This is a genomic window from Arthrobacter sp. 10N418 (genome assembly GCF_056394725.1).
In genome coordinates, this window is record NZ_JBFTIK010000019.1 from 22,433 (window position 1) to 48,948 (window position 26,516).

Sequence of the window (26,516 nt, forward strand, 5' to 3'; positions counted from 1 at the left end):
CTACTAGCATGGGTGAATGAACGCCGGACCCCCAGAATCGGCATCCCCGCGCCGACTCCTGTACCACGACACCCGCGACCTGACTCCGTTTCGCAAGGTGGTGGTCCGGACGCCCGTGCGCGGAGTCGCGGAGGGCGTGGGCGGCCTGGTTGCCGGAGTGCTGGCCGGACGTAGCCGGGGCACGCTTGCCGCGGAGGGCAGCGTACCCAAGCTCGGAAGAGTGGCCGGCAGGATGCCCGGCAAGACGGCCAAAGCCGTGCATGGCGCCGTTTTCGGTTCCACCGACCCGGACCGGCTGATCACGCTGGCGCGTGCGAACCCCGGCTGGGCCGGGCTCTGCTCCCTCATGGCCGGGCTCCTGGCGTACTCGCAGGGCGGCCACCTGCGGGCCTCCGAGCTGCTGCAGCGCGGCCTGTCACTCCGGAACGACGACGATGCCAACCGTTATGCCGCCGACTACCTTGCCGGCGTGATCACCCGGGTGGAGGTGGCCGAACGGATCGAGCTTCCGGTCCTGTTCAGCGAGGAGGCCGTGTTCCTGGCCCTGTCCCACTCGCTGCGGGAGACCGGCCAGACGGAGGCCGCGCTGGCAGCGTTGACCGGCTTGCCGCCGTCGCTGCCCATGGCCCTGGCGCACTGCTCCCTGGCGGCCGCGCTGGGACGGGACGCGGAGGTGGTGGCGGACACCGACGGACTGCTGAACGCCGACGACCTCTCAGCGGCCCTGTTGCTGGTGCGCGCCCGCTCGCTGCGGAAACTCGGGGACTACGGCACCGCCCGCGCCGCGCTGCAGGAGGTCCTGCGCCGCCGGAAGACGGACTTTTCGCTGCGCAACGACGCCCTGACGGACCGTGCACTGCTCCTGCTGGACGCGGGCCGCAAAAACCTGAACCCGAGGGAATGGCAGCGGCGGAAGCCCGCGGAATTGGAAACGGTGAAGGCCATCCGGAAGGATGCGGAAATGCACGAATTGTGGGACCGCGAGTACGGCCGCGCCGACGGCGGCTGACGGCCTGGGTCGATGAACTCCCGTCCCAGCTCAGCGGGCCAATACACGTATCCACTACCCTTGCGGGGCCCCCGGCGCAAGGGGTACAAACGAGGCATGAGAGATGCAGCAGCCCGCTGGATGCAGCACTACATCACGGCGTGGCGGTCGAACGATCCGGAGGACATCCGGGCACTGTTCACTGAGGACGCCGTCTACGCCACGAGCCCGCAGGAGCCCGAACCGTGGAACGGGCGCGAACAAATCGTTGAGCACTGGCTGGCAGGGCGCGACGACCCCGATGACTGGACCTTCGAATGGAAGCTGCTGGGGGTCGACGGCGGACGTGCCTTCGTGCAGGGCCTGACCACCTACCGCGGCAATAGCCGCAGCTATGACAACCTGTGGATCATCCAATTGACGGCCGACGGCCGGGCCTCGTCCTTCACCGAGTGGTACATGCAGCGCAAGTAGGCCCCGCAGCCGGTGCAGGCAGGTTTTGGCCCTAGCTGTGCGTGATGGCTGCGCCCAGGACAGGAACGAGCTGTTCGGAGAGCAGCACGGTGCCCAGGACGAGCATGATGATCCCGCTGGCAAGCGTGACCCGGCGGGCGGCCCCGGGCCGGGAATGGAGAAGTTTCCGGGCCAGGAGCGCCACGCAGCTGTAGATGACCGCCACCAGCAGGACAAAGGTCAGACCCAGCAGCCCGGACTGGACCGGAACGGGAAGGGCCGCCTCGGGGCTGACAAACTGCGGCACCAGGGCCATGAAGAAGAGCAGGCCCTTCGGGTTGATCCCGCTGATCCCCATGCCCTGGAGGAAAGCCCGGAACTGGCTGGCGGCCGCCGGGGCCGGGATGCCACCGGTGCCGGTGTCGAAGCTGGCCCCGCGCCACGAACGGACTGTTCCGAAGCCGAGCCAGAGCAGGTAGAGGGCACCGGCAGCGGTCAGCCAGCCGAGCACACCGGGCACCCCGGTAATCAGGGCGGCCAGGCCAAGGACCAGGAGCGCGGTGTGGATGACGTAGCCGCCACAAAGTCCGGCGACGGCGGGGACGAAGCTGCGCTGCCTCAGTCCGGCCGCAATCGAATACGCCCAGTCAACGCCGGGGGTGCAGGCCAGGGCGACGGCAACGACCATGAAGGCGACAAAAAGCTGGGGGTTCACGGGGGGCTCCTGACATGCGGTACCTCCAGGCGGGTACAGGGAAAACTCTATGCAAATCCGCGCGGTAGGTGTTCCCTGATTTACTGAAGAATCACCAAAGGTCGGTAAGATTATTGCGTGATAGACCACATTGACAGAAATATTTTGCGCCACCTCAAAATCGACGGACGCATGACGGCCACTGCCCTGGCGGCGAAGGTCGGGCTGACGGTGGCTCCGTGCCACCGCAGGCTGCGGGATCTGGAAGCCTCCGGGGTCATCCGGGGATACCGGGCCGACATCGATCCGGCCGCCGTCGGGTTGGGGTTTGAGGCGATCGTGTTCGTGACTCTGCGGCAGGTTGACCGCTCCACCATGGAGATCTTCGAAAACCGAGTGGCGGACAATCCGAACATCGTGGAGGCCCAGCGGCTCTTCGGCTCGCCGGACTACCTGCTGAAGGTCATCGCCGAGGACCTCCCGGCCTACCAGCGCTTCTACGACAGCGAACTGACGTCCCTGCCCGGCGTGGAGCGGCTGACGTCGACGCTGGTGATGAAGAATCTGAAGGCGAACGCCGGCCCGCCCGTCTGAGTGTGGCGCACGGCGGTGCCGGCCCGTCGTTCAGGCGCCCAGCAGTCCGGTGGTCCGGTAAGGGATGACCTCGCGCAGGAACATGCTGGTGGACGTGCGCACAATCCCCGGGCACAGCCTGATTTCCTCTGAGACGCGGTAGAGATCGTCCGGGCTCCTGGCAACCACGCGGATCAGTAGGTCCGTGTCGCCCGCCGGGGCATGGCACTCGAGCACTTCCGGGATGTTCCGCAAGGCCGCGATGGCCTCATTGAGGTGGCTCTGGTCCAGCTCGGCGCTCACCGACGCGGCCACCCCCCGTCCCAGGGCGGACGGCAGCACGCGACTGCTGTTTGGCCGGAGCGCGCCCGACGCCGACATCCGCTCCAGGCGCGACTGCACGGTGCCGCGGGCCAGCCCCAACTTCTGGGCCAGCACCATGATCGGCACCCGGGGGTCTTCATCCAGCGCGGCGAGGATCCGCCGGTCCGTCGCGTCGAGTTCCTGCAAAATGACCACTTCCTGCTTATCAGGACGCCCGGGATTGGTCAGATTGACCAGCGTAAAGGGCGTGCGTTGCACCAACTGTAGGACTTCTGCTCAAATGATGACAACAAAGGGGCAAAGGCTACCGCCGGATCCCGAAGGCTACAGGCACCCCGGCACACCACCCGGACCCTGGATGAGGCTCCCCGCACGGAACCCGCCGCTGATTGGCACTTGTTCACGCATCGTCACTCCGCAAACACGATAAGAGCCCCTGAGCCACCGACGTCGGATTCCGAAGTCATCGGTAGCTGAGGGGCTCTTGTTGTCTGCCGCATAGGCTGGTCCCATGACGTCAGCAGGCCGCTTCGCCCCCAGTCCCTCCGGCGAACTGCACGTGGGCAACCTCCGGACGGCCATCCTGGCCTGGCTCTTTGCCCGATCCACGGGGCGGCGGTTCCTGATGCGCGTGGAGGACCTGGACCGCGCCCGGGCCGGTGCCGAGGCGGAGCAGCTCCGCGATCTCGCGGCGATCGGCGTGAACTGGGACGGCGGCGTCGTCCGCCAGACGGACCGTGAGCCACTCTATTCGGCGGCGATCGCCGGCCTGAGAGCAGCGGGCATGACCTACGAATGTTTCTGTACCCGCCGCGAAATCCAGGAGGCGCCGTCTGCGCCGCACGCCCCGCAGGGTGCGTATCCGGGGACGTGCCGGACGCTGACCCCCGCCGAGCGCGAGGCCAAACGGTCCGTCCGTCCCGCAGCGATCCGGCTTCGCGCCTCCGTGCAGGAGGCCACTGTGCAGGACGTGCTGCACGGAAGCTACACCGGAGTGGTGGACGACTTCGTGCTCCGCCGCAATGACGGCGTCGCCGCCTACAACCTGGCGGTGGTGGTCGACGACGCCGCGCAGGGCGTGGACCAGGTGGTCCGTGGCGACGACCTCTTACCCTCCACGCCCCGGCAGGCCCATCTGGCGTCGCTGTTGGATATTCCAATGCCGGAATATGCCCACGTACCGCTCGTGGTGAACACCCGGGGTGCCCGGCTGGCGAAGCGCGACGACGCCGTGACGCTCGCGGACCTGGCGCTGGCCGGCGTGTCAGTGGAGCACGTGCGCGATGCGCTGCTGGCGTCCCTCGGACTGCCCGGCGGGCCGCTGGCTGATGCGATCTCCGTCTTTGACCCCGCCTCGCTGCCGCGGGAGCCCTGGGTCTGGCCGGGCCTGGGCGCGCCCGGCGCGTAGGCTGGAACCATGTCAGAACCAGCACGCCCCCAGCCCCGATTCACCGTGGAGACAGCCAAGGTCCTGGCCGAGGTGGCCCACAACCGTCAGAAGGATAAGCTCAAGCGGCCGTACCGCGAGCACGTGCTCGCCGTCGGGGATGCCCTGGCGGATTTCGACGACGACATCCGGATCGCCGGCTACCTGCACGACATCGCCGAGGACACCCCGATGACGCGGCAGGCGCTGCTGGACATGGGTGTTTCCGAGCGGGCCGCGGACATCATTGAGCGCGTCACGAAGCGCCTGCACGAGAACCCGGACGACTACCAGGCCGGCATCCGGTACATCGCCGGGGACCATGACGCCACCTTGGTCAAAATTGCCGACAACGCGCACAATTCCCTGCCCGAACGAGTCAAAGCGCTGGCCGAGAAGTGGCCGGACAAGCCGCCTGTCACGCGCTACGACGATGCCCGGCCCGTCCTGTACGCGGCCGTCCCCGTCGAAGAGACCCGGAAAATCCTCGCCCGCGTCAACCCGTGGCTGCTGGATGAACTGGACGACATGCTCGACGAAGCCGATGACACCGACTACGAGAACCTGTCCTATGACTCACCGGAGGGCGGGTCCGAGGAGGGCGGGTCCGCGGTGGTCGCGGCTGTGGAGACCGAGGACGACTGACCGTGCGCGCCTTCGTGCTGACCCGCTACGGCGGCCCGGATGCCGTGGAACTCCGGGACGTGCCCGAGCCGCAGCCCGGGCCGGGCGAGGTCCGGATCCGGGTGGCAGCTGCAGGCTTGAACCCGGTGGACTACAAGATCCGCCAGGGCGGCCTCCGGGCCATCAACCCGCTCCGCCTGCCCGTGGTTGCCGGCAGTGAACTCGCCGGCACGGTGGACGCTGTCGGCCCCGGGCCGAGCCGGTTCGCCATCGGCGACCGCGTCTATGCCCGGGTGGACAAGGCCAGGCTCGGCGCGTTCGCCGAGTTCGTGTGCGTGCAGCAGGAACTGGCGGCAGTGATGCCGGCGTCGCTGGGCTTCGCCGAAGCAGCAGGGCTGCCGCTGGCCGGGCTGACAGCCTTGCAGTCGCTGCGCGATGAGCTTGGCGTCCACAAGGGCACGCGGTTGTTCATTTCCGGCGGCGCCGGCGGCGTGGGCACGCTGGCGATCCAGCTCGCGAGGCATTTGGGGGCGGAGGTGGCCACGACGGCCTCGCCCCGTGGGGAGGCTCTCGTGCGCAGGCTGGGGGCGGATCACGTCGTCGACTACACCCGGGAAGATTTCACCCGGGTCCTGAAGGACTATGACGCCGTGCTGGATCTGGTTGGGGGCGCCACGCTCAAGGCTTGTTTCCGCATCCTCAAACCGGGCGGTCGGGTGGTCTCGATCGCTGGTGTGCCGGAGCCGCTGACGGCGAAGAAGGATCTGGGTTCGCCGCCGTGGATCACAGCGGTTTTCTGGGCGATGAGCCTGGACCTCCGACGCCGGGCCCGGAAGGCGCGCGCGGGCTACCGGTACCTGTTCATGCACCCCAGCGGCGATGATTTGCGCATCCTCGGGGGCCTGGTGGAGGACGGGCAGCTGGAGCCGATCGTGGACAGCATCTTCCCGTTTGAAAGAATCGCCGAGGCCTTCGCAGCGCTCGAACAGGGCCGCGCCAAGGGCAAGATCGTCGTCACTCTCGCGTAGCCGCGCGGGACCTTCCCGCCCGCCACAGCAGCCCGACATAGCAAAGATCGAAGACGCTGCAAAGGACCCCGATGCCCAGGATGAGCGGCGAATTCCGGTAAACGCCGAAGACGATGGTGGGAGCCAGGGTCCCGATCCACTTGGCCAGGCCGATCAGGAGGGACTGCCCACGCATTCCGCCGCGGGCTGCGAACATGGCGATGAACAGCCCGGACATCAGGAGGTTCTGGAGGAAAGCCGAATAGCGGGCCGCGTTATCCCAGCCGAACTCTCCAACGAACAGCAGCTGCACGGCGAAGGACGTGACTCCCAGCAGGAGCGCCCAGCAGGTGAAGTGTGACCGCGTCACCCAGGCCGGCAGTTCGGATCTGCCGAACTTCAGGAATGTGTACACAATCACGACGTCGCTCAGGCCCCATGTGATGTTGAAGATGCCCTGGGCGGTAATTCCGGTGGCGACCGAGCGTGCGGCATAGATGGTTTCCCACCCGAAGTTCAGGCCGAGCGCGGCGGCAGGAATGGCGTAGCTCTTGTCCCTGAACCCGATCCGGATGGCGTCGACGTAGACCGCCGTCCAGGCAACGCCGCTCACGATCGTCAGGAACAGGACCACAGTTTCCTCCCCGCGTCAGCATCCAGGCAACGCTAGACGCGGCCGAGTGCGTCAATGTCCTCGAGGAACTCCCGATGGACTTCCTCGCTCACCGTCGTCCGGGTGTCCCGGATGGCATCCAGGTAATCATCGGTCCCGGGGCCCTTCCGGACGGCATCGCGGAGCGCGGCATCGCCCCCGGAGGCCGCTCCGCCGTCGTCGTAGACCGCCTTCTCCAGCGCCCGCTGGGAGGCGCGGCGGGCCGCGTACTCGATGTCCGCGGGGGAGAAGCCCTCGGTGCGGTCCACCAGGAGCTCGACGTCGACGTCGTCCACCACGGTGGCCGGGATGAAGCGCTGCCACATGGCCTCGCGCGCCTGGCGGTCGGGCAGGCCGATGGGGATGACGTAGTCGAACCGTCCGTGCCGCAGGAAGGCCGAATCCAGGGCGCGGATGAAGTTGGTGGCACAGACCAGGAGACGGCCGGGCTGTTCGCGGAAGGCGGGGATGATCTTGAGGAGCTCGTTGGTGACGCCCTGCAGCGGCGACGGCGGTTCGCCCGAGCGTTGGGAGGCGATCTCCTCGACCTCGTCGATGAACACAACGGCGTGCTCCAGCTCGGCGATCTCCAGGAAGGTCTCGCGGAGCGCCCCCGCCAGGCCTTTCGGGTCGGAGGCCAGGCGGGACGGGAAAACCTCAACGAACGGCCACTCGAGGCGCGACGCGATCGCCTTCGCGAACGTCGTCTTGCCGGTCCCGGGAGGACCGAACAGGACGACGGCGCGCGGGGGCACCACGCCGTACTCGTCGGCGAGGTCGGCCTCGGCCAGGGGGAGCACGAGGCGCCGTTCGAGGAGCTCCTTCTCGTTGCGCATGCCCGCGACGTTTTCCCAGAGGTCGCGGGCAAGGATGCGGCCGCCGAGCTGGCTCAGGGGCTCAAGCTCCTGGCGCTGGACCGGGATTTTACGTTCGAAGTAGCGCAGGTTCTTCTTGAGCACGAACCCGCGGCTGAGGAAGGCCTCCACGCGGGTCTCGGATTCCGGCATGAGTGCGGAGAGCTTGTTGAGCCCGTGCGGGGCCATCCGGTTCTCGACGGCGGCCAGCAGTGCGGTGCCGATCCCCCGGCCGCGGTACTCGGGGAGGGTGGCGAGGAAGACAATCCAGCCCTGGTCGTGCGCGGCCCGTCCGACGGCAGCGCCCACCACCTGTTCCCCCTGCACAGCGACGACGGCGTGGTCCTTCTCGCAGGAGGCGAGGACCTCGGAGAGTGCGTAGACGGGCTCCACGTTGGTCGCCTTGAGCGATTCCCACAGGTGCAGGATGCCGTCCAGATCGGCCGAGTGGAAATCCCTGATCCGCCAGTTGGTCATGTGGTCTCTCCCGGGTGCTTCGTCGCTGAGCCAGTGTGAGCTTGTGTGCTGAGCATATGCGAACCGCCCGGTGGTCGGGGCGCGGGGACGTTGCGTTACGGCGGGGGCGCCGCCATAGCGCAACGGACGGACCCTCCCCGGTCAATACAGCTAGTCCTCGTCACCTTCGGCGGCCCGTACCGCGCGGTTGGCTACCAGCGGCGAGGGGCCGGTGTATCCCTCGCGGACCGCGGCCAGCTCCAGGACGCGCTCACGGCAGAGGCGCCAGCCCAACATCAGCGCCGGGATAACCACCACCAGGGAGGCAACGGTCCAGGTGCCGACAGGGGAGTCGAAGGCCATCAGGACCACGACCGTCAGCAGGAACGCGAGCGTGATCCAACCGGTGACGGGTGCCCCGGGCATCCGGAACGCCGGACGCAGCAGTTCGCCTCGGGCGGCCAGCCGTGCCAGCTGCATCTGGCACATTACGATCATTGCCCAGGTGCTGATGATGCCAAGGGAGGCGACGTTTAGCACGATTTCGAACGCTTCGGCCGGGACGAGGGCGTTAAGCACGACCCCCAGGACTGCCACAGCCGCAGTGAGCGCGATGCCGCCGTAGGGGACGCCGGCCTTGTTCATGCGTGCCGCGAACTTCGGGGCTGAGCCGGTGACGGACATGGACCGCATGATGCGGCCGGTGGAGTACAGGCCGGCATTGAGCGAGGACAGTGCCGCGGTCAGGACCACCAGGTTCATGATGGCATCCACCCCGTCAACCCCGATCGAGCCGAAGAACGTGACGAACGGGCTCTCGCCGGCCTTGTAGGAGGTGTACGGCAGGAGCAGGGAGAGCAGGACCAGGGAGCCGACGTAGAACACAGCGATCCGCACGATCACCGTGTTGATGGCTTTGGGCATGATCTTTTCCGGGTTTTCGGTTTCACCGGCTGCGGTGCCGATCAATTCAATCGAGGCGTAGGCGAAGACCACGCCCTGCATCACAACGACGGCAGGCAGGAGACCGTTGGGAAACATGCCGCCGTTGTCGGCGATCAGGCTGAAGCCCGCTTCCTGGCCAGCCACGGGGGTGCCGAAGATGACGAAGTAAACGCCGACCAGCAAGAAGGTCACCAGGGCCGCTACTTTGATGAGCGCGAACCAGAACTCCAGTTCACCGAAGACCTTGACGGAGACCAGGTTCAGCCCGAGGACCAGGATCAGGGCCGTCAGCGCCCACGTCCACTGCGGCACGTCCGCGATGGGGGCCCAGTATTTCTTGAAGAAGTTCATGTAAAGCGCGACGGCGGTGATGTCCACGATCGCCGTCATGGCCCAGTTCAGCCAGTACAGCCAGCCGGTGCCGAAGGCGGCCTTCTCACCAAAGAATTCGCGGGCGTAGGAGACGAACGAACCTGAGGACGGGCGGTGCATCACCAGTTCGCCCAGCGCGCGAAGGATCATGAAGGCGAAGAAGCCGCAGATGGCGTAGCTGATGATCAGCGCAGGGCCGGCCGTGGCGAGGCGCCCGCCGGCGCCCATGAAGAGCCCGGTGCCGATTGCGCCTCCGATGGCGATCATCTGGACCTGCCGTGGCTTGAGGCCCTTGTGGTAGCCCTGGTCCTCCCGGTGGAGCGTTGCTTCCGAGGCATGCGCATGCGCCGGAATGGTGTGGTCGGTGATGGATCGTGTCTGTGCGGGTGCCTGCTTTTGGGCAGTGTCCTGCTGGGGCTGTGTCATGGGAGTCCTTTGTTTACTTGCTCAAGTTCGCGAGGCGCTGCGGGCTGAGAAGGTCCTCGAGCTGCTCAGCGCTGAGCAGTCCGTGTTCCAGCACAAGTTCGGCGACGCCCTTGCCGGTGGCGAGGGCTTCCTGGGCGATGGCGGTTGCGGTGGCGTAGCCAAGGTGGGGATTCAGGGCGGTGACCAGGCCGATTGACTGCTCCACGGTGAGGCGGAGCCGTTCGGTGTTGGCGGTGATGCCCCGGACGCAGCGTGCCGTGAGGGTGCGGCAGGCAGCTTCCAGGTGGGAGATGCTCTTGTGGAGGCTGTGGACAATGATGGGTTCGAACGCGTTGAGCTGCAGCTGCCCGGCTTCGGCGGCCATGGTGATGGTGACATCGTTGCCGATGACCTCGTAGGCGACTTGGCTGACCACTTCCGGGATCACCGGGTTGATCTTGCCGGGCATGATGGAGGAACCCGACTGCACCGCGGGGAGGTTTATTTCGCCGAAGCCCGCACGCGGGCCGGAGGAGAGCAGCCGGAGGTCGTTGCAGATCTTGGAGAGCTTGACGGCGACCCGCTTGAGCACGCCGGAGAGGTGCACGAAGGCGCCCACGTCCTGGGTGGCCTCGATGAGGTCGGCGGCGGTGACCAGCGGCAGGCCCGTGATCTCGGCCAGGTGCCGGCACGCCGCCCCGGCGTATCCGGCGGGGGCGTTCAGGCCGGTGCCGATTGCCGTGGCGCCGAGGTTGATTTCATGGATGAGCAGGTCCGCCTCGGCAAGACGGAGCCGGTCCTCGCCGATGGTGACGGCGTAGGTACCGAATTCCTGGCCCAGGGTCATGGGGACGGCGTCCTGAAGCTGGGTGCGGCCCATTTTCACCACGGTCCGGAACTCAAGGGCCTTGGCGGCGAAGGCCTCCTCCAGCTCGGCGAGGGCTGCCAGGAGTTCCCGAGCGGCGAAGATGGTGCCCAGCTTCACGGCGGTGGGGTAGACATCGTTGGTGGACTGGCTGAGGTTCACGTGGTCATTCGGGTGAAGGCTGGCGTAATCACCCTTGGGTCGGCCCAGGATCTCCAGCGCACGGTTGGCGATGACTTCGTTCGCGTTCATGTTCGACGACGTTCCGGCGCCGCCCTGGATGACGTCCACCACGAACTGATCGCTGAGCTTGCCGTTCAGAACGTCCGCACACGCATCCTCGATGGCCTGCGCACGCTCGTTGTCCAGGAGCCCGAGGTCGCGGTTGGTGCGGGCGGCGGCCAGCTTCACGGCGGCCAGTCCGCGGACCAGGTACAGGTTAGTGGAGAGCGGCTGGCCGGTGATGGGGAAGTTCTCCACTGCCCGGAGGGTGTGGACGCCCCAGTACGCGGCGGCAGGAACATCCCTGTCGCCCAGGAGGTCGTGTTCGGTGCGGAAGTCTGGGTGTTCGTCGATCGGGGTCATGGCTGTCCTTACAGGGCGTCGGGGGCGTTGGAGGTCTCGGCGGCAGCGAGGAAATCGGTGGGCCGCAGCAGCCCGACGGGCCGGCCGCCGCCCAGCACAGGGGCCGCCGCGAGGCCCGCCAGGGGCGGGGTGCCGACGTCGAGCGCGGCCAGCAACCGCACGGTGACGGGCATGCGGGCGCGGTCCCCGCCGTCGGAGATCTTCACGGCGACGGCGCGGCCGTCGGGGAGTCCCACGAGCTGGACGCCCTCGAAGCCGTCCTTGGCCAACAATCCCGGGACGAGGCGCATCAGCTCAGTGACATCCCGGTTCTCGCCCGCAACCATCTGCGGGTGCCGGCGCATGGCGCCGGCGACGGCGGCTTCCGCGCTAGTCCCGGATGCTGCAGCCAGCTTGCCGAACGCACGGGCCATGCCGCGCAGCGTGAGGGCGAAGAGTGGGGTGCCGCAGCCGTCAGTGGAGGTGCGTTCCGGTTCCTCGCCCGTCAGCTCCACGACGGTTCGCGCCACCAGCTGCTGCAGCGGATGCGCCGGATCCAGGTAACCACGCACCGGCCAGCCGTTGACGACGCAGGTGGCAGCCATCGCGGCGTGTTTCCCCGAGCAGTTCTGGGCCAGCCGGGTGGCCTGCCCGCCGCCGCCAAGCCATTCCTCGCGCTCACGGGCGCCGTAGGGGAGGTCGGTGCTGTTCTCCAGATCCTCCGGGGTCAGCCCATGCAGGTCCAGGATGCGCCGCGCACCCTCACGGTGGCCGGCGCCGCCGGAATGGCTGGCGGCCGCGAGGGCGAGGAGCTCCTCCGGAAGGTCCAGGCCGGCGCGGACCATGGCGACGGCCTGCAGGGGCTTCAGGGCGGACCGCGGGTAGAACGGGGCGAGGGGCTCGCCGGCGGCCAGGAGGATCCGGCCCTCCGCTGCCGTGGCGATTGCCGAGCCGTAGTGGACACTCTCCACCAGGCCGTCGCGGGTCTGGACCGCGAGCGGTACATGGGCCGGGAACCGATCCGGGGCCAGCGGGGCCGGGATGTGCGCGGGGGCAGGAAAAATCATTGCGTCCTTTGGCGGTGGTGTTGGCTGCTGCTGACAGGGGCATAGGGCGCCTGCCGTCAAGGGCTAAGAATCGAGTCGAGGGCCACACCAACGGCGTGGAGGTGCTGGCTCATGGCGATGCCCGCCGTCGCCGCGTCGCCGGCTTCGATGGCGGCCAGGATGCGCCGGTGCTCCTCGTCCGAGGCGTGCTGGCGGTCTGCCACCATGTTCAGGGTCTCGGACTGGTGGGCCAGGGCCTCGCGGATGTCCGCGACGACGTTTTCAAACACTTTGTTGCGGCTGGCCCGCGCGATCAATGCATGGAAACTGGAGTCCAGGCCCACCCACACTTCGGGGTCGTCCTCGGCAGTCATCGCGGCGACGATGTCCCGCATGGTCTCCAGTTCCTCGGGCGAACGGCGCTCCGCGGCCAGCCCGGCGGCAGGAACCTCGATGTGGGGACGTGCCTCGGTGAGGTCGCGTGCGGAGTACTGGCCAAGGACCAGGTCCTTGGCCACGTGGTTGGCGACGACGAACGTGCCCCGCCCGGTCCTGGTGACGGTCAGGCCCAGCGCGGTGCACGAGCGCAAGGCCTCGCGGACCACGGAGCGGCTCACGCCATACTGCTGTGCGAGCGTGGCCTCGGAGCTCAGCTTGGCGCCGACGCCGAGCCTGCCGGATTCGATGTCGGACCGAAGGACATTGAATACTGCCTCGGCCGCGCTGAGGCGGACGAGCGGCTGTCCGGCTGTCCGGCTGTCTGACAGGTTCATGCCTTAAAACATGGCACGGGTCACACTTGAGTGTCAACTGTGACGGGGCCTGTTCAGATCCCCAGCGTTGCCAGGCTCTGCTGCAGTGTTTCCGCCGAGCGGTGCAGGGAGGCCAGCTCGCCTTCGTCCATCGGGGTGTCCAGTACTTTGCTGACGCCGCCGTTTCCCACGATGCTCGGCAGGGATAGCGCCACACCGGAGATTCCGTATTGGCCGTCCAGCACGGTGGAAACCGGGAGTACCGCGTTTTCCGCTCGCAGCAGGGCCTCCACGATACGCGCCCCGGAGAGCCCGATGGCGTAGTTGGTCGCGCCCTTGCCGGCAATCACCTTGTAAGCTGCCTGCGTCACTTCCCTGGCGGTCTCGGCCAGGTAGCCGGGCGTGAAGATCCGTTCGCCCTCCGCCTGCCAGCTGCGGATGGGGACCGGGCCGATGGTGGCGCCGGACCAGACGGGGAATTCGGTGTCGCCGTGCTCGCCCACCATGCTGGCGTGGACGCTCGCGAGCGAAACGCCGGCCCGCCGTGCCAGCAGCCAGCGGAGCCGGGAAGTGTCCAGCACGGTGCCCGAAGAGAAAATGCGTTGCGGCGGCAGCCCGGAAATCTTCTGCGCGGCGACCGTCAGGACATCGCAGGGGTTAGTGACCAGCACATAGACGGCGTGGGGGGCATGCATCAGCAGTTGCGGCATGAGCGCTTCGAGGATGCGGACGTTCGTGCCGGCAAGATCAAGGCGTGCCTGGCCGGGCGCCTGTTTTGCCCCGGCCGTGATGACGACGACGCCGGCGCCTTCCGTCGCAGAGATGTCCCCGCCGCCTGTGACAGTTGCGGCCGCGGCCGCGAACTGAGTCCCGTGGGCGAGATCCAGGACTTCGGCCTCCGCCTTGATCGCGTTGACGTCGAACAGGGCGACGTGCCCGGCCGATCCGCGGATCAGTGCCGCGTAGGCGAGGGAGGTTCCGACACTGCCGGCGCCGATGATCGCCAATTTCGAGCCCCGGTTCTCCGACATGGTCTTCCTCTTCCCCGGACCCCGCTGGCAGGGCCCCGCTCACTGTGTTGGCCCGGATCCTTCGGCACGGTCTGCAGCGCCCTGCCTGGTCAGCGGCCCGCGAGGGGGTGATGAAGTCGGATCCGGTGGCCCCTCAAGCTTCGTTGCGGGTCGCCGGTATGTGGAGGGCCGTTGGACCCTAATGCCCGCATGACAAGCCCGGCACGAACGTACCGAATCTACCTTTTTCACCGCCCGTCCGCGGGGCTAGACTGGATAGTGGCGCAAAACGGCACGATCGTTCCTATTTAAAGGGGTCCCCATGTCGGAGTCTTTCGCGGATCAACTGGCCGCCGGCGTGCGCGCGCGCCGCGGGGCGCTTCGGCTGAGTCAACGGGACGTGGCCGAGCTCGCCGGGGTCTCTGAACGCTTTGTGCGGTTCGTTGAGCAGGGCAAGCGCAGCGTGCAGCTGGACTCGTTGATTGCGCTCCTGGGGACGCTCGGGCTCGAACTCCAGCTGGGGACCCGGACGAGCCCGGCCGCCCGGGCACTCGCCGGCGCACCCGAACACCGCCAGGAACCCCGGCCATGAGGCACCGGATCGCGGACATCTACAAGGCCGGAGTGCTGGCGGCGCGGCTGGAGCGGCACGGCGGCGGCACGAGGTTCACCTACCTGCCGGACTATCTGGCGTCCGGCGGACCCGCCGTCGCGAGCTCCCTGCCGCTGTCCGCGGAGCCGGTGCTGTGCGCCGCAGGCGCCGCCCCGCCGTATTTCACCGGTCTGTTGCCCGAAGGCCGACGGCTGAACGCGCTCCGCCGGTCGGTCAAGACAAGCGTGGATGACGAACTGTCGCTGCTCATCGCCTTTGGGGCGAACCCGGTGGGCGACGTGCAGATCGTCGGGCACGGGGAAAAACTGGACCCGGTCGAGCACGCCGTTGAGCTCGATGCGCAGACGCCGGTGGACTTCGACGCGCTGCTGGGGGACCCGGGGTTGATCGACCCGGTAGCGCTCGCGGGCGTCCAGGACAAGCTGTCCGCCGGAATGATCTCGATGCCGGTGGCGAGTGCTGGCCGGCGGTACATCCTCAAGCTCAACGCGCCCGAGTTCCCGCATGTGGTGGAGAACGAGTTCGTAATGTTCCGCTACGCGGCCCGGCTGCGGATTCCCCTGAGCCGTGTGCACCTTATTCGCGACGTCGCGGGCCGGCCGGGGCTGCTGGTGGAGCGCTTTGATCGTATTCCCCTTGCGGAATATGAGGCGGGAGGGGCGCCAAACGCGGTAAGGCGGCTCGCCGTCGAGGACGGGGCCCAAGTGCTGGGGCTGTACCCCGCGGACAAATACAACGTCGGCTACGGGCGGGTGTGCCAGGCGCTGGCGGCCTATTGTGCGGCGCGGCTGCCGGCGCTGCGGAACCTGGCCATCCAGGCGGCGTTCGCGTGGCTCAGCGGAAACGGCGACCTGCACGCCAAGAATGTGTCCATGGTGCAGCAGTCGTCGGGGGAGTGGTCTATCGCCCCGGTATACGACATCCCCTCCACAGTGGTGTACGGGGACAGAACGCTCGCCCTCATGCTGGACGGCAAGCGCACCGGGATCTCACGGAGGCATTTCCTGGGGTGGGCCGCCGGGCTGGGATTGACCGAGCGGGCCGCGGTCCAGGTCCTGGAGCTCGGGCTGAAGGCGTCCGGACCGCTGCTGGCGGACCTGGAGGCGGGGACGGCATTCGGTGCCACGAACGAGGACGGCGCCTCACCGTTCCCGGCGATGGTGACCAGGAACTGGGTCAAGGAACTCAAGCACCGGCGGAGGCTGCTGGAGGGGTGAGATTCGCGCCGTCGGCAGATGCCGGCGCCGGGTGTTCCGCAGGAGGGTTTTATCACCGGCCGCGGGTCAGAGGTGCTGGATGCCCGCCCGCTGCATGGCGTCCTTGTAGACGTCCACGTTCTTGGCGAGGAGTTCGTCCTGCTTCGCTGCCGAGACGGCGAAAGCGCGGCCCCCAAGGGCAGTGGCCTTGTAGATTTTGACGCCGTGGTTCTTCAGCGAGGAGTGGTAGGTCTTCTCGAAGAGCGTCAGGAAAGCATTAGCGTCCGCGCCGTGGGCGATCACAGCGGAAACGCGCTTGTTGATCTTCAGGAACTGGCGGAAGGGCCGGAGGCCGTCCGTCTTCTCCTGGACGTTGAGGGCGGAGGGAAGCTCGGGATCGCGGACCCACGGGTAGGCATTCCACGGCATCACGTAACGGGGATCAAGCTCCGCGGCTTCGTAGATGGACGTGGCACGGCGGGCGGCTTCGTCGTCATTGAAATGGGAGACGAAGCCCGACTCGGTGCCCTTGCCCGGGCTGACATGGAGGCTGACGATCCGGCACTCGTCCTCGTCATGGACGGGATCGATGTAGGGGACCACGGACCCCGGCTTCTTCTCCATGAGTTCGTCGCAAAGCTGCGTCACAGCGGCGATGTTCGGTTCCTGCAGCAGGGCCTTTTTTTCGTCCCAGTCAATCGTCACGATTTCTCCCTCGGCACACGGCGTCCAGAATCAGGCGTCTTGTTCCACTCTACGCGTTTGGCGGAGGTGTCGCTTTCTTGGAGGTCGGTTTGTGGCCAGAGGCCATCGGCCCCTAGTCACGGCCGACGGCCGGACGTACGCTTAAAGCGCCTGCAGGTAACCATCTGATGTACGCCGGGTCGTTCAGGACATGCAAATGTCCGAGCCATCTCATAGCGAGATCGCGAAGGTACCTGCAGGTCTCTGTGTCCACGACCGCCGACGCCGCTTCCGCCGCGGACGCTCCCGCGGCCCCGGCCCTGCGCTTGCCGCGTTTGAGCATCTCGGCGGCGAACGCCTTGGCCAAGCCAGGTTCCGGCGGCTTCTGCGAAGCCGATCCGGGCCCCCGGCCGCCGTCCATACTTTAAGTGTCCCTGCGACCCCCGACATGAAAGCGGCCGCGGAACCTGCGGTTTCGTAGGCTTCGACGGAACGCCCCGATCCAAGGAACCTATGCCGCTCAACAGACAGACACTGAAGCAGGACGGGTTCACCGGATTCCGGCCACTCGCGGACCTTGACACCAACCGGATCCCGCAACGCACCGGAATCTTTGCCGTACTGCGTCCCGAGGGCTTCGAACCGCGGTTTCTGTCCAAGAGCACGGCGGGAGTCTTCAAGAAGAAGGATCCCTCCCTGGCGGCGACCGCCCTGGCCGCCGAATGGGTCGACGGCGCCGACGTCCTCTACGTGGGCAAGGCCGGCCCCGGGAGCAAAGGCAACCGCGGGCTGCGCCGGCAGATCCAGGAGTTCGTCGATTTCGGCAAAGGCAAACCGCCGGGTCACTGGGACGGCCGGCTCGTCTGGCAGCTCGCCGCGGCAGGGTCGCTGGTCATCGCGTGGCAGGAGCTGCCCGTGGAGCAACTTAACGCAACCGAAGCCGGGTATCACGCCACGTTCGTGGAAGTCTACGGCCGGCTGCCGTACGCCAACCTCGTCCAGGCGCGGGTCAGAGGCGACTGACGCCGTCGTGCGTGAATCTCCCGCCCACCAGGGTGGCCGCCACCGGCATCGCGGCGAATGCGCCGTCTGAGACCGTGAACGGGTCACCGTCGAGCACCGCGACATCTGCCGGGTCGCCGACGCGGATCCGGCCGCGCCCCCGGGCCGAAGCCGCCAGGGCCTCCTGCCGGGTAAGCGCCTGCTCCGGATGCCAGGGGCCGCGGCCGTCCTGCCGCGACCGCGTGGTGGCGGCCGACATTGCGGTCCAGGGTTCCAGCGGCGCCACCGGCGCATCGGAGCCCAGCGCCAGGGTGGCCCCGGCGGCCAGCAGGGACCGCAGCGGGAAGGCCCGGTCGGTGCGCCCGGCCCAGTTCGCGTCGGCGGCATCGCGGTCGTCGAGGGCATGCGCCGGCTGGACGCTCGCTGTGAGGCCGAGCTGGCCGAAGCGGGCGAAGTCCTGCCGACGGACAAACTGGGCATGCTCGATCCTTCCGGAGATTCCGGCTGCGGCAAACGCGTTCAGCGCCACCTCGTTGGCGCCGTCGCCGATCGCGTGGACGGCCGGAACAAGGCCGGCCTCCCGGGCCCGAACCAGCAGGTCCAGCAGCTCGTCCTCGCTCACGGTGAGCAGGCCCCGTCCGCCGTGCGGATACGGATCGACACAGTATGCCGTGCGGGTGTTAAGCGATCCATCGATAAGGACTTTGAGAGGCCCCACCCTGAGGAGTCCGGCCCCGCCGTCGAGCACCAGCCCTGTGCGCATCCCCTCGGCAGCCGCACGGTCCAAATCCTGGGGGTAGACCCCCGCGTCCACCCGGAGGGCATCGAATCCACCGGCGATCCGGCGCTGCCAGACGTCCCGGTTCCACGTCATCTCGAAGTCGACAATTCCCACGACGCCGCGCGCTGCGGCCGCGCGGCCGGCCTCCCGCACCCAGCCATCGACGATAGCGTCGGGCAGCCTGCCGAGCTCGCGGGTCAGGTTGAAGGCCGGCTCCTCCCGGAGGAGCCCGCTCGGGTCCACGGATACGCCGTACCGTTCCGCCGCCGCGCTGTTCAGCCAGACGCAGTGGAGATCGTGGCTTAGGAGGGCGGCCGGCAGTCCGGGCGTCGCGGCGTCGAGCATGTCCAGGGCGGGCACGTCCGGCCAGACGGCGTCCCGGAACCCCACTCCCACGAGTGTCCGGCCGCCGCCGCCGGCCGCGCCGCCCACGCCGGCGTCGGCAAGGTGGGCGCGGACGGCGTCGGCTGCGTCCTGCGCAGAGGCTGCACGCGAGAGGTCAACCCGGTTGGCGGCCAACGCCCACTGGGTCATGTGGACATGCTCATCCCACAGCCCGGGAATAACGTAGCGTCCCGCAAGGTCAGCTACAGGTACGCCCGGAACGCCAGCGGAAGCGGCCCCCGCCGGAGTGATCCGCGAGACCGCGCCGTCGGCCGGGTGGATGTCAGAAAGGGCGGCATCACCGGGCTGCCTAACGGAGGCCAGCACGAGGTTAGGCGCAGCCGGGAGATCATCTGTTGTAGGCATAGGAAACAGGCTAGGGCCGGAATGACCAAGCAACAATCCGGGCCCGCCAGCACTACCAGGGACTTTCGCCCCTTACCCCCGAATCATGTACTCGCCAAGCTGTATTTGGGGGTTCCCGCACGGCCTTGGGGAGATGAACTGCGTCAAGGAACTCAACACCGGTCTCGCTCAGCATTGGGGAAGGAAATGGCGCTTTGCACTTTCCAGCTTCCGCAGGAAAAGGCAGGAGACCACGGCCGTATGAGCAAATTCATCCCAGTTCTTGGAATCCACTCACTGCCGGCACCCGTCAGGGAGCTCTGAGGGGTCAATGCATCACCACGTTCCGGACCCCCGACTCAAAGTCCTTATCCGCATCGACGCCGACGCCGAATCCACCCGCGTCGAAGTCCGGGGCGTTGTCACAGCGGCAAACGTCCGGGCCCTTTTCGTGGTCGCTCGCCGGGTAAGCGCCAAGTTGCCCGGGCACGAAATCGTCATTGACTTGGCCCACGCCCGCGTGTCAGCCGCCGCCATCAACGAACTCCGCGAACGTGCGCAACTCTCGTCGCTGTACTCGGGGATCGATGCCTCAGAGACCCCGTGCCGGCTGCGCCTCGTGGACCCGCTAGTCATCCTCAAAACCAAGGAGCACGCATGAAAGCCCTCGTCTACGGCGGTCCCGGAGAAAAATCCTGGACGGACGTCCCCGATCCCAAGATCCAGACTCCCAGCGACGTCATCGTCAAAGTGGACACCACCACCATCTGCGGGACGGACCTCCACATCCTCAAAGGCGACGTTCCCGCCGTGACAAAAGGCAGGATCCTGGGTCACGAAGGCGTTGGAACCATCACGGAGATCGGCTCATCCGTGACCAGCCTCAAAGTCGGGGACCGCGTCATCATCTCCTGCATCAAGTCCTGCGGGCACTGCGCCAACTGCAAGACCGGCCTCTACTCCCACTGTCTGGGCGAAGAAGGCAAGTCCGGCATTGGCTGGGTCTTCGGGCACCTGATCGACGGCACCCAGGCCGAGTACGTCCGCGTCCCGTACGCCGAAAACTCCCTCCACCTGCTGCCGGACGGCGTCAGTGACGAGCAGGCCGTGATGCTTTCCGACATCCTCCCCACCGGATTTGAGATCGGCGTGCAGTACGGCCGGGTCAAGCCCGGCGACACGGTCGCCGTCATCGGTGCCGGGCCAGTCGGCCTGGCCGCGATCGCCACCGCGGGCCTCTACGGCGCCGCCACGATCATCGCCATAGACCTCGACGCGAACCGGCTGGAGAAATCCCGCGAATTCGGTGCCACGGACGTCGTCTTGTCCAGCGCCGCGGACTGGAAGGAGCAGGTGCTGGCCCTGACCGACGGGCAGGGCGTGGATGTGGCCATCGAAGCCGTCGGGATCCCCGCGACCTTCGACATGTGCACCCACATCGTCCGGCCCGGAGGCAACGTGGCCAACGTAGGCGTACACGGCAAGTCCGTGGAACTTCATGTGGAAAACCTCTGGATCCAGAACATCAACATCAGCATGGGCCTGGTCAACACCAACACCACCCCCATGCTGCTCAAGCTCGTGGCGCAGCAGAAAGTTCCGGCTGACACCTTCGCCACCCACCACTTCAGCTTCGATGAGTTCATGGAGGCCTACGACACCTTCGCCCGGGCCGCGGAAACGAAAGCGCTCAAAGTAGTGATCACCGCGTGAAAGCCGGAAGCCGGGCGCAACCCTGCTGAGATCGGTGGGCCGGTGAACGGCAGGTCCACGCACGCGCGCTGGACCGGAGTCTTGAAATGGACCATCTGAAAGGACGGCGGCCATGAAACCAGGCCGGATTGTCATGCTGGTGCTGGGTACGCTGGGCGCCCTCGTGGGCCTGGGGCTGCTGGCGGGCGCGGGCGCGACGGGGTGGGCCAACTACCAGCAGCGCGACGGCGGGTACTTCACTTCGCCGTTGGAGCGTTTCTCGGGGGATTCCTACGCCCTGACGTCCCCGCGCCTGGACATCATGACCGGACGCGGCATGCCCGAGGGGACTCCCGTGGACATACCCGGGAGCGTTGTGCTCCGCGGGTCCGCCGCCGACCCCGGGAAGAATATCTTCATTGGGATCGCCCCCCGCGACGACGCGGCAGCGTACCTGGCAGGCGTCAAGCACACCGAGATCATCGACGTCAGGTTTGATCCCTTCCGGGCGCAGTACGGCGAGATCGCCGGCACCAAGGCCCCGGCGCGGCCCGAGCAACAGGGCTTCTGGGTAGCGTCCGCCACAGGTCCCGGGCAGCAGGAGCTCAAGTGGGACCTGCGCTCCGGAGACTGGGCCGTGATCATCATGAATGCCGATGCCAGCACTCCCGTCGCCGTTGATCTGCAGGCCGGCGCCCGCTCCGATCTGCTCTGGCCGATCTTCGTCGGGCTGCTGATCGGCGGCCTTGTCCTCCTGGCGGTCGGCGTGCCACTGATCGTGGCCGGGGCCGCGGGACTCGGCCGCGGTGGCCCGCAGTCGTCCCCGCCCCGTCACCCCGGCCAGCCCTACGGAAACCAGCCGTACGGAAGCCAGCCCTATCCCATGCAGGCCCAGGCTGCCCCGGCCTACCCCGGGCTACCCGGGCCGCCGCAACCTTATGCGGCCCCGCCGTATGGCGCGACGCCGTACTCTCCGGGGAACCATCCTGCCTGGGCGGGGGCGCCTCCGGGGGGCGGCGGCAGAGCCTACCCGGCCCGGCTCAGCGGCTATCTGGACCCCAACCTGTCCCGCTGGCTGTGGCTGGTGAAGTGGCTCCTGGCTATTCCGCACTACATCATCTTGTTCTTCCTGTGGTTCGCCTTCGTCGTCACCACCATCGTGGCCGGGTTCGCGATCCTGTTCACGGGACACTATCCGCGCTCGCTGTTCAACTTCAACGTCGGGGTGATCCGCTGGAACTGGCGGGTGGCTTTCTACTCCTACAGCGCGCTCGGCACGGACATCTACCCGCCCTTCACGCTGGCCCGGACGGACTACCCGGCGGATTTCGACGTCGACTATCCCGAGAGGCTGTCCCACGGGCTGGTGCTCGTGAAGTCCTGGCTGTTGGCCATTCCCCACCTGCTCATCATCGGCGTGCTGACCGGTACGGCGCGGACCTGGACCATGCGCGACGGTAACTGGGTGCAGGAAGGAGTGGGCGTTTCCCTCATAGGGCTGCTGGTATTCATTGCCGGAGTCGTCCTGCTGTTCACCGGCCGGTATTGGCAAGGCCTGTTCGACTTCCTGCTTGGCCTGAACCGCTGGATCTACCGGGTGATCACCTACGTGTCCCTAATGCGCGACGAATACCCGCCGTTCCATCTGGACATGGGGCCGAGCGACCCGGGCGACGCGCCGGCGATCGCCTACGGTGACCCTCCGCCGCCCGAAGCGGCGACTGCACCTCCTGCGTACCCGCCGCCCGGCGGTGGCCCGCTCGACGGCGGTCCTGCCGGGGACCTCCCGTCAGCCTCACCGGGCGCGCCTGGCGGTCCGGCAGGCTTCTACGGCATCGGCGGCCCGGCCGCCTCCATCGCCCCCGACAGCCACGAAGACACGGGTGGCCAGGCTGGTCCACCTGAGCCGGGACCGGGAGCCGCGCCGCGCCCCTAGGGCCTCGTGCCCTCTTGCCACCTGCCCTCCGCAAGAACATAGTTGAGGGAATTCACGACTCCTCGGCAGGAGGCAGGCGAACATGCTGAATAACGGAATCCCGGACAACGGCCTGCTGGCCGGCAAGACCGCACTGATCTACGGCGGGGGCGGCGCGATCGGCGGGGCCGTGGCGAGGGCGTTCGCGGCCGAAGGTGCGCTCGTCCACCTCGCGGGACGGACGGAGTCCCGGCTGGAGAAAGTAGCCCGGGACATCCAAAAGGCGGGCGGCAAGGCCGTGACCGCCGTCGTCGATGCCCTGGACGAAGAACAGGTGGATGCCTTCGTGGACCGGGTGGCGAAGAAGAACCGGATCGATATCTCCTTCAACGTGATCTCCTTTGGCGACGTGCAGGAGCCGTTAATGAAAATCGACGTCGATGACTTCACCCGCCCCATCGCCCTGGCCACGCGCACCCATTTCCTCACCACCCGTGCGGCGGCCGCGCACATGATCAAGCAGCGCTCCGGCGTCGTGCTGATGTTCGGCGGTTCGGGCCCGCAGACGCTGCCCGGACTTGGCGGGTTCAAGGTCGCACTGGACGCGATGGAGGGCCTGCGCCGTCAGTGGGCGCTTGAGCTGGGGAAGAACGGTATTCGGGTGGTCACCATGGTGACCGGCGGCATTGTCGAGACCATTCCCTGGCAGACCGAGGGACGGGAGGAGATTGTGGTGGAGATCGCCAAGGCCGCGCACCTGAACCGTACCGCCACCCTGGCCGACGTCGGGAACGTGGCGTCGTTCATCGTGTCGGACAAGGCGGCCGCCATCACTGACGCCACCATCAACATCTCCAGCGGCGCGATCGTGGACTACTAGGAGGCACCAGCAGGGTCGGCGCGGTCCGGGACAGCCAACCAGCCGGTCCCCGGCAATACCGATGTAACACTCGAAAGAGGACAATGGCTGGAGCAGGCGCCGGACCCGGCGCCTACGAACCCTAGGCAGGAGGCGGCAGCCATGCGGATCAGCCCGCCGCCACGGGAGCGCCACAGCCGGCTTGCCGCGGCGGGAGTCGTGACCTGCCTCCTGGCGGCAGCAGCGGCCAGCACGGCGCAGCCGGTTGTCACTTCAGCCCCGGCAGTTCGAGTGGTGGTTGTCGGGGATTCGCTGAGCACCGGGCACGGCACTTCACCCGCGCACGCCTGGCCTGCCCTGATCCGGACGGACCCCGTCCTCGCCGGATTCCAGGTGCTCAACGCCGCCGAGAACGGCAGCGGTTACCTCAGGCCCGGCGATCTTGACGGCACCTTCGGCACCCAGGTGGACCAGTTTGTCACCGGAGATACTGGCGTCGTGGTCTTCTTCGGCTCCGAGAACGACCTCGGCTACGCCGCGAGTGCCGTCGGCGACGCGGCGTCGGCGGCGATCACCCGCGCGGAGGCTTTGGCCCCCGCTGCGAAGATCATCGTGGTTGGCCCGCCGTCGTATTCGACCGACCCTGATCCCGGACTTCTGGACATCCGTGGGCAACTGAAGTCCGCGGCCCAGGCGACAGGCGCCGAGTTTGTCGATCCGATCGCGGAAGGATGGATCAGCAACGACGTCGGGGACCTGATCGGCCCCGACGGCGACCATCCCACCGTCGCCGGGCAGCAGTACCTCCTCGAGCACATCGCCGCCGTCATCGAGCAGGCGTCGCCGGAGCCCGCCGCCGAATGGGAACGGGCTGCGGAGTGACCCGCCGGCCGGGCGCCCTCCAAGGAAGAGCGGCTATCATGAGCCGGTGCCGCCTCTCGACGTCGTTATCACTGCCTGGCAGATTGACTGGACCGCCTTAGCCATCATCATTGCCTCGGGCGTGCTGTACGGCCTCGGACTCAAAGCTGCGGCGGCCAAGGAGCACCGCTGGCCCGTGTGGAGGACCGTGGCTTTCTACGTCCTTGGCCTCGGATCCCTGGCTGTCCTCACATGCGGATTCCCCGGCGCCTACAGTTCCCAGCTCCGGTGGGCCTTCACCCTGAAGATTACGCTGATGCTCTTCGTGGTGCCGCTGCTGATCGGCCTGGGGAAGCCCATTTCCCTTGCCCGCGCGGCGCTCGCGGAACGGGGCATCGCACGGCTGGACGGCGTGCTCTCCAACCGCATGGTGCGGTTTGTGAGCAACTCCATGGCAGCCCCGCTGCTGGGGCTGGCGCTCTTCTCCACGTTCCTCACACCGGCGTTCTACACGCTGCGCACGGACCCAGTGGCCGAAGCGCTCCTGACCATCGGCATACCCCTGCTCGGCATGCTCATGGCGCTTCCAATCATCGAAGAAGCGGACTTCCACCGTTCCAGCGCGTTCATCACGCTGGAATTCGTCTTCGTCTTCATTGAGCTGCTCATCGACGCGGTACCCGGAATCCTGTTGCGCCTCAACGGCCAGGTCCTCGACCACGTGACTACGCGGCAGTCGGCCGTGGGCTGGTTCCCGGATGCCCTGCGCGACCAGCAACTGGCGGGAGACGTCCTGTGGTTCATCTGCGAAATCGTCGACCTGCCCCTGATCATCCTGATGTTCATGCGCTTTTCCCGGAGCGACAAACGCGAGGCCCGCGGCTTCGATGACCTCACGGACGACCAACTCGACGAACTGAACGCGGAGCACCTGCGGCGGGCCCGCTAGCGCCTATTCGACGCTGACTTTCACCCGCTGCACCACATTGTTGCCCATGCCCTGGTAGTTCCAGGCCTGCTCCAGGGGCTGGGCGGCGCCGCTGGCGTCCGCGGCACGGCACGCCAGCTCGTGTTCGCCGGGATCGGCCACCCACGGCAGCGACCAGGCACACCAGGCGAAGGGAGCGGCCGGTTGCTCCAGATGGGCCGGCGCCCACTTGCCGTCGATCCCCACCTCGACCCGCTGCACCGCGCCTTCCCCGGACCACGCGCGCCCAGTCAGCATTACCGGTCCGGCGGGCAGGACCCGGCGCCTGGTGAAGAAGTCCGGGACACCCGGCGGGACCATGAGCGAGCGGACCTTCATCCACGTGACCGGCGTGCCGGCGTCGTCCGCGTCCTGCTGGTAACGGTACGCGACCGCCTGCTGGAAGCCGTCGAACGGCCTGGTCACCACCTTGATCGAGGACAGCCACTTCACGCTGGCCATGCCGTACCAGCCGGGGACCACGAGACGGAGCGGGTAGCCATGCTGTGGCGGAAGGTCGGCACCGTTCATCTGGTAGGCCAGCACGACGTCGGGCCGCAGCGCCTCGGAGACCGGCAGGCTCCGGGCGAACTGCTGGCTTACCTCGCCCTGGATCCCGGCATCGGCGCCCGTGAACACCACCTCAACGGCGTCAGCCTCGACTCCCGCCTGGGTCAGCAGATAGGCCAGCGGAACGCCGGTCCACGTCGCCGTGCCGATGCCCTCCAGCATCCACGGCTGGCTCAGCGGCCGGGGACGTAGCAGGGACCGCCCGTTGCCGGCGCATTCCAGGGTGACGGGCACGCTAATGACCGGAGCCCGCCGCAGGGCACGGAGGTTCAGCTCCAGGGACCTCTGGACGGCGCCGCCGATCCGCAGATGCCAGTGGTCCGCGTCGATGAACGGGATGTCGAAGTGGTTGAGCACATAATGCAATCCGGGCGGCGTGGTCTCACGCTGCAAGGCTTCCAGCGGCATCGAGTGGTTCCGCGCGGCGAGCTGGAGTTCCTCGGCTGTGAGCGGACCGTGGCTCGGCTCGCCGGGGTGTGCCGTGAGCCGCTGCGTCTGCCGGCGCAGGACCCCAGGGGTACGTTTGGACATTTGCTTTGGCATGGCGCTGCCGTTCTGCTCCAAACCAGGCCGGATTTGGCCGGTTTCCCTGCGTTTAGGTCTACGCCGCAGCCCGCAGACCGTCAATACCGGGCCT

27 protein-coding genes are annotated in these 26,516 nt (G+C 67.5%); 15 read left to right on the plus strand and 12 right to left on the minus strand.

The genetic code is table 11. The features are described 5' to 3' along the window. Window positions 1–16 precede the first annotated feature (16 nt). A complete protein-coding gene (locus AC1DCZ_RS14935) occupies window positions 17–1,009 on the plus strand; it encodes a tetratricopeptide repeat protein (RefSeq protein WP_476975292.1) in 993 nt (330 codons plus the stop codon). A gap of 96 nt (window positions 1,010–1,105) precedes the next feature. Further along, complete coding sequence (locus tag AC1DCZ_RS14940) at window positions 1,106–1,462, plus strand: nuclear transport factor 2 family protein (protein WP_476975293.1); 357 nt, start codon at window positions 1,106–1,108, stop codon at window positions 1,460–1,462. Between the two features lie 31 nt (window positions 1,463–1,493). Here AC1DCZ_RS14940 and AC1DCZ_RS14945 read toward each other — a convergent pair whose 3' ends face one another. Further along, window positions 1,494–2,156 carry a LysE family translocator gene (locus AC1DCZ_RS14945; protein ID WP_476975294.1) on the minus strand — a complete coding sequence of 221 codons (663 nt, stop codon included), beginning with the start codon at window positions 2,154–2,156 and terminating at the stop codon, window positions 1,494–1,496. Between the two features lie 117 nt (window positions 2,157–2,273). Between AC1DCZ_RS14945 and AC1DCZ_RS14950 the strand changes: the two genes are divergently transcribed. Beyond that, entirely contained in the window at window positions 2,274–2,729 is a 456-nt protein-coding gene (locus AC1DCZ_RS14950; RefSeq protein WP_476896378.1) for an Lrp/AsnC family transcriptional regulator, read from the plus strand. A 30-nt stretch (window positions 2,730–2,759) separates the two neighbouring features. Here the strand turns inward: AC1DCZ_RS14950 and AC1DCZ_RS14955 are convergent, their stop codons facing one another. Next, entirely contained in the window at window positions 2,760–3,218 is a 459-nt protein-coding gene (locus tag AC1DCZ_RS14955; RefSeq protein WP_476896419.1) for an Lrp/AsnC family transcriptional regulator, read from the minus strand. 325 nt (window positions 3,219–3,543) lie between these two features. Here AC1DCZ_RS14955 and gluQRS point away from each other — a divergent pair, with 325 nt between their 5' ends. From gluQRS to AC1DCZ_RS14970, 3 genes are read left to right on the plus strand one after another with little or no spacing between them, the layout of a single operon-like run. Next, entirely contained in the window at window positions 3,544–4,440 is an 897-nt protein-coding gene (gene gluQRS, locus AC1DCZ_RS14960) for a tRNA glutamyl-Q(34) synthetase GluQRS (protein WP_476975295.1), read from the plus strand. 9 nt (window positions 4,441–4,449) lie between these two features. Further along, window positions 4,450–5,103: an HD domain-containing protein gene (locus tag AC1DCZ_RS14965; RefSeq protein ID WP_476975296.1), complete on the plus strand. Its 654-nt coding sequence runs from the start codon at window positions 4,450–4,452 to the stop codon at window positions 5,101–5,103. Between the two features lie 2 nt (window positions 5,104–5,105). Then, a complete protein-coding gene (locus AC1DCZ_RS14970) occupies window positions 5,106–6,110 on the plus strand; it encodes an NADP-dependent oxidoreductase (RefSeq protein ID WP_476975297.1) in 1,005 nt (334 codons plus the stop codon). Here the strand turns inward: AC1DCZ_RS14970 and AC1DCZ_RS14975 are convergent. The 7 genes from AC1DCZ_RS14975 to AC1DCZ_RS15005 all read right to left on the minus strand — a co-directional run bounded on the left by AC1DCZ_RS14975 (window position 6,097) and on the right by AC1DCZ_RS15005 (window position 14,031). Beyond that, window positions 6,097–6,723 (minus strand): transmembrane-type terpene cyclase, encoded by a 627-nt coding sequence (locus AC1DCZ_RS14975; protein WP_476975298.1) that lies wholly within the window; start codon window positions 6,721–6,723, stop codon window positions 6,097–6,099. The two genes, AC1DCZ_RS14970 and AC1DCZ_RS14975, sit on opposite strands and share 14 nt — an antisense overlap. 32 nt (window positions 6,724–6,755) lie before the next feature. Then, window positions 6,756–8,072, minus strand: coding sequence for an ATP-binding protein (locus AC1DCZ_RS14980; RefSeq protein WP_476975299.1), 1,317 nt, complete (start codon window positions 8,070–8,072; stop codon window positions 6,756–6,758). Between the two features lie 150 nt (window positions 8,073–8,222). Further along, a complete protein-coding gene (locus AC1DCZ_RS14985; RefSeq protein WP_476975300.1) occupies window positions 8,223–9,794 on the minus strand; it encodes an amino acid permease in 1,572 nt (523 codons plus the stop codon). A 13-nt stretch (window positions 9,795–9,807) separates the two neighbouring features. After that, window positions 9,808–11,223: an aspartate ammonia-lyase gene (locus AC1DCZ_RS14990; RefSeq protein WP_476975301.1), complete on the minus strand. Its 1,416-nt coding sequence runs from the start codon at window positions 11,221–11,223 to the stop codon at window positions 9,808–9,810. 8 nt (window positions 11,224–11,231) lie between these two features. Continuing rightward, window positions 11,232–12,269 carry an asparaginase gene (locus AC1DCZ_RS14995; RefSeq protein ID WP_476975302.1) on the minus strand — a complete coding sequence of 346 codons (1,038 nt, stop codon included), beginning with the start codon at window positions 12,267–12,269 and terminating at the stop codon, window positions 11,232–11,234. Window positions 12,270–12,325: 56 nt separating this feature from the next. Continuing rightward, window positions 12,326–13,021, minus strand: coding sequence for a FadR/GntR family transcriptional regulator (locus tag AC1DCZ_RS15000; protein ID WP_476975303.1), 696 nt, complete (start codon window positions 13,019–13,021; stop codon window positions 12,326–12,328). 53 nt (window positions 13,022–13,074) lie between these two features. After that, the gene (locus AC1DCZ_RS15005; RefSeq protein WP_476975304.1) at window positions 13,075–14,031 is read right to left on the minus strand and encodes an L-lactate dehydrogenase; all 957 of its coding nucleotides are present in this window, start codon (window positions 14,029–14,031) and stop codon (window positions 13,075–13,077) included. A gap of 301 nt (window positions 14,032–14,332) precedes the next feature. On the opposite strand from AC1DCZ_RS15005, the gene AC1DCZ_RS15010 reads away from it, so the two are divergent. Together AC1DCZ_RS15010 and AC1DCZ_RS15015 are read left to right on the plus strand one after the other, a co-directional pair. Further along, window positions 14,333–14,602 carry a type II toxin-antitoxin system Y4mF family antitoxin gene (locus AC1DCZ_RS15010; RefSeq protein WP_476975305.1) on the plus strand — a complete coding sequence of 90 codons (270 nt, stop codon included), beginning with the start codon at window positions 14,333–14,335 and terminating at the stop codon, window positions 14,600–14,602. Continuing rightward, complete coding sequence (locus tag AC1DCZ_RS15015) at window positions 14,599–15,840, plus strand: type II toxin-antitoxin system HipA family toxin (protein ID WP_476975306.1); 1,242 nt, start codon at window positions 14,599–14,601, stop codon at window positions 15,838–15,840. The genes AC1DCZ_RS15010 and AC1DCZ_RS15015 overlap by 4 nt, the downstream gene beginning before the upstream one ends. A 66-nt stretch (window positions 15,841–15,906) precedes the next feature. Here AC1DCZ_RS15015 and AC1DCZ_RS15020 read toward each other — a convergent pair whose 3' ends face one another. After that, entirely contained in the window at window positions 15,907–16,524 is a 618-nt protein-coding gene (locus AC1DCZ_RS15020; RefSeq protein WP_476896391.1) for a uracil-DNA glycosylase family protein, read from the minus strand. A 492-nt stretch (window positions 16,525–17,016) separates the two neighbouring features. Between AC1DCZ_RS15020 and AC1DCZ_RS15025 the strand changes: the two genes are divergently transcribed. Continuing rightward, the gene (locus tag AC1DCZ_RS15025) at window positions 17,017–17,526 is read left to right on the plus strand and encodes a hypothetical protein (RefSeq protein ID WP_476975307.1); all 510 of its coding nucleotides are present in this window, start codon (window positions 17,017–17,019) and stop codon (window positions 17,524–17,526) included. On the opposite strand, the gene AC1DCZ_RS15030 is transcribed toward AC1DCZ_RS15025, so the two are convergent. Beyond that, complete coding sequence (locus AC1DCZ_RS15030; RefSeq protein WP_476975308.1) at window positions 17,513–19,036, minus strand: amidohydrolase; 1,524 nt, start codon at window positions 19,034–19,036, stop codon at window positions 17,513–17,515. The genes AC1DCZ_RS15025 and AC1DCZ_RS15030 overlap by 14 nt on opposite strands. Window positions 19,037–19,346: 310 nt before the next feature. Here AC1DCZ_RS15030 and AC1DCZ_RS15035 point away from each other — a divergent pair, with 310 nt between their 5' ends. From AC1DCZ_RS15035 to AC1DCZ_RS15060, 6 genes are all read left to right on the plus strand, one after another. After that, window positions 19,347–19,676: a hypothetical protein gene (locus AC1DCZ_RS15035; protein ID WP_476975309.1), complete on the plus strand. Its 330-nt coding sequence runs from the start codon at window positions 19,347–19,349 to the stop codon at window positions 19,674–19,676. Further along, window positions 19,673–20,728 (plus strand): zinc-dependent alcohol dehydrogenase family protein, encoded by a 1,056-nt coding sequence (locus tag AC1DCZ_RS15040; protein ID WP_476975310.1) that lies wholly within the window; start codon window positions 19,673–19,675, stop codon window positions 20,726–20,728. Before AC1DCZ_RS15035 ends, AC1DCZ_RS15040 begins: the two co-directional genes overlap by 4 nt. Window positions 20,729–20,840: 112 nt before the next feature. Next, the gene (locus AC1DCZ_RS15045) at window positions 20,841–22,643 is read left to right on the plus strand and encodes a DUF4389 domain-containing protein (protein ID WP_476975311.1); all 1,803 of its coding nucleotides are present in this window, start codon (window positions 20,841–20,843) and stop codon (window positions 22,641–22,643) included. Between the two features lie 82 nt (window positions 22,644–22,725). After that, complete coding sequence (locus AC1DCZ_RS15050; protein ID WP_476975312.1) at window positions 22,726–23,502, plus strand: SDR family NAD(P)-dependent oxidoreductase; 777 nt, start codon at window positions 22,726–22,728, stop codon at window positions 23,500–23,502. 141 nt (window positions 23,503–23,643) lie between these two features. Next, window positions 23,644–24,363, plus strand: coding sequence for an SGNH/GDSL hydrolase family protein (locus tag AC1DCZ_RS15055; protein WP_476975313.1), 720 nt, complete (start codon window positions 23,644–23,646; stop codon window positions 24,361–24,363). Window positions 24,364–24,409: 46 nt separating this feature from the next. Further along, window positions 24,410–25,291 carry a cytochrome c oxidase assembly protein gene (locus AC1DCZ_RS15060; protein WP_476975314.1) on the plus strand — a complete coding sequence of 294 codons (882 nt, stop codon included), beginning with the start codon at window positions 24,410–24,412 and terminating at the stop codon, window positions 25,289–25,291. A 3-nt stretch (window positions 25,292–25,294) separates the two neighbouring features. Here AC1DCZ_RS15060 and AC1DCZ_RS15065 read toward each other — a convergent pair whose 3' ends face one another. Continuing rightward, on the minus strand, window positions 25,295–26,410 hold the full coding sequence (locus AC1DCZ_RS15065; RefSeq protein ID WP_476975315.1) for a sulfite oxidase: 1,116 nt from the start codon (window positions 26,408–26,410) through the stop codon (window positions 25,295–25,297). Between the last annotated feature and the right edge of the window lie 106 nt (window positions 26,411–26,516).

Coding starts and splice junctions, on each gene's coding strand:
- AC1DCZ_RS15040 (WP_476975310.1), top strand. CDS start 19,673: ATGAAAGCCCTCGTCTACGGCGGTCCCGGAGAAAAATCCTGGACGGAC.
- AC1DCZ_RS15005 (WP_476975304.1), bottom strand. CDS start 14,031: ATGTCGGAGAACCGGGGCTCGAAATTGGCGATCATCGGCGCCGGCAGT.
- AC1DCZ_RS15015 (WP_476975306.1), top strand. CDS start 14,599: ATGAGGCACCGGATCGCGGACATCTACAAGGCCGGAGTGCTGGCGGCG.
- AC1DCZ_RS15050 (WP_476975312.1), top strand. CDS start 22,726: ATGCTGAATAACGGAATCCCGGACAACGGCCTGCTGGCCGGCAAGACC.
- AC1DCZ_RS15035 (WP_476975309.1), top strand. CDS start 19,347: ATGCATCACCACGTTCCGGACCCCCGACTCAAAGTCCTTATCCGCATC.
- AC1DCZ_RS15000 (WP_476975303.1), bottom strand. CDS start 13,021: ATGAACCTGTCAGACAGCCGGACAGCCGGACAGCCGCTCGTCCGCCTC.
- AC1DCZ_RS14985 (WP_476975300.1), bottom strand. CDS start 9,794: ATGACACAGCCCCAGCAGGACACTGCCCAAAAGCAGGCACCCGCACAG.
- AC1DCZ_RS15010 (WP_476975305.1), top strand. CDS start 14,333: ATGTCGGAGTCTTTCGCGGATCAACTGGCCGCCGGCGTGCGCGCGCGC.
- AC1DCZ_RS15065 (WP_476975315.1), bottom strand. CDS start 26,410: ATGTCCAAACGTACCCCTGGGGTCCTGCGCCGGCAGACGCAGCGGCTC.
- AC1DCZ_RS15025 (WP_476975307.1), top strand. CDS start 17,017: ATGCCGCTCAACAGACAGACACTGAAGCAGGACGGGTTCACCGGATTC.
- AC1DCZ_RS15030 (WP_476975308.1), bottom strand. CDS start 19,036: ATGCCTACAACAGATGATCTCCCGGCTGCGCCTAACCTCGTGCTGGCC.
- AC1DCZ_RS14980 (WP_476975299.1), bottom strand. CDS start 8,072: ATGACCAACTGGCGGATCAGGGATTTCCACTCGGCCGATCTGGACGGC.
- AC1DCZ_RS15055 (WP_476975313.1), top strand. CDS start 23,644: ATGCGGATCAGCCCGCCGCCACGGGAGCGCCACAGCCGGCTTGCCGCG.
- AC1DCZ_RS14965 (WP_476975296.1), top strand. CDS start 4,450: ATGTCAGAACCAGCACGCCCCCAGCCCCGATTCACCGTGGAGACAGCC.
- AC1DCZ_RS14995 (WP_476975302.1), bottom strand. CDS start 12,269: ATGATTTTTCCTGCCCCCGCGCACATCCCGGCCCCGCTGGCCCCGGAT.
- AC1DCZ_RS14990 (WP_476975301.1), bottom strand. CDS start 11,223: ATGACCCCGATCGACGAACACCCAGACTTCCGCACCGAACACGACCTC.
- AC1DCZ_RS14940 (WP_476975293.1), top strand. CDS start 1,106: ATGAGAGATGCAGCAGCCCGCTGGATGCAGCACTACATCACGGCGTGG.
- AC1DCZ_RS15045 (WP_476975311.1), top strand. CDS start 20,841: ATGAAACCAGGCCGGATTGTCATGCTGGTGCTGGGTACGCTGGGCGCC.
- AC1DCZ_RS14935 (WP_476975292.1), top strand. CDS start 17: ATGAACGCCGGACCCCCAGAATCGGCATCCCCGCGCCGACTCCTGTAC.
- gluQRS (WP_476975295.1), top strand. CDS start 3,544: ATGACGTCAGCAGGCCGCTTCGCCCCCAGTCCCTCCGGCGAACTGCAC.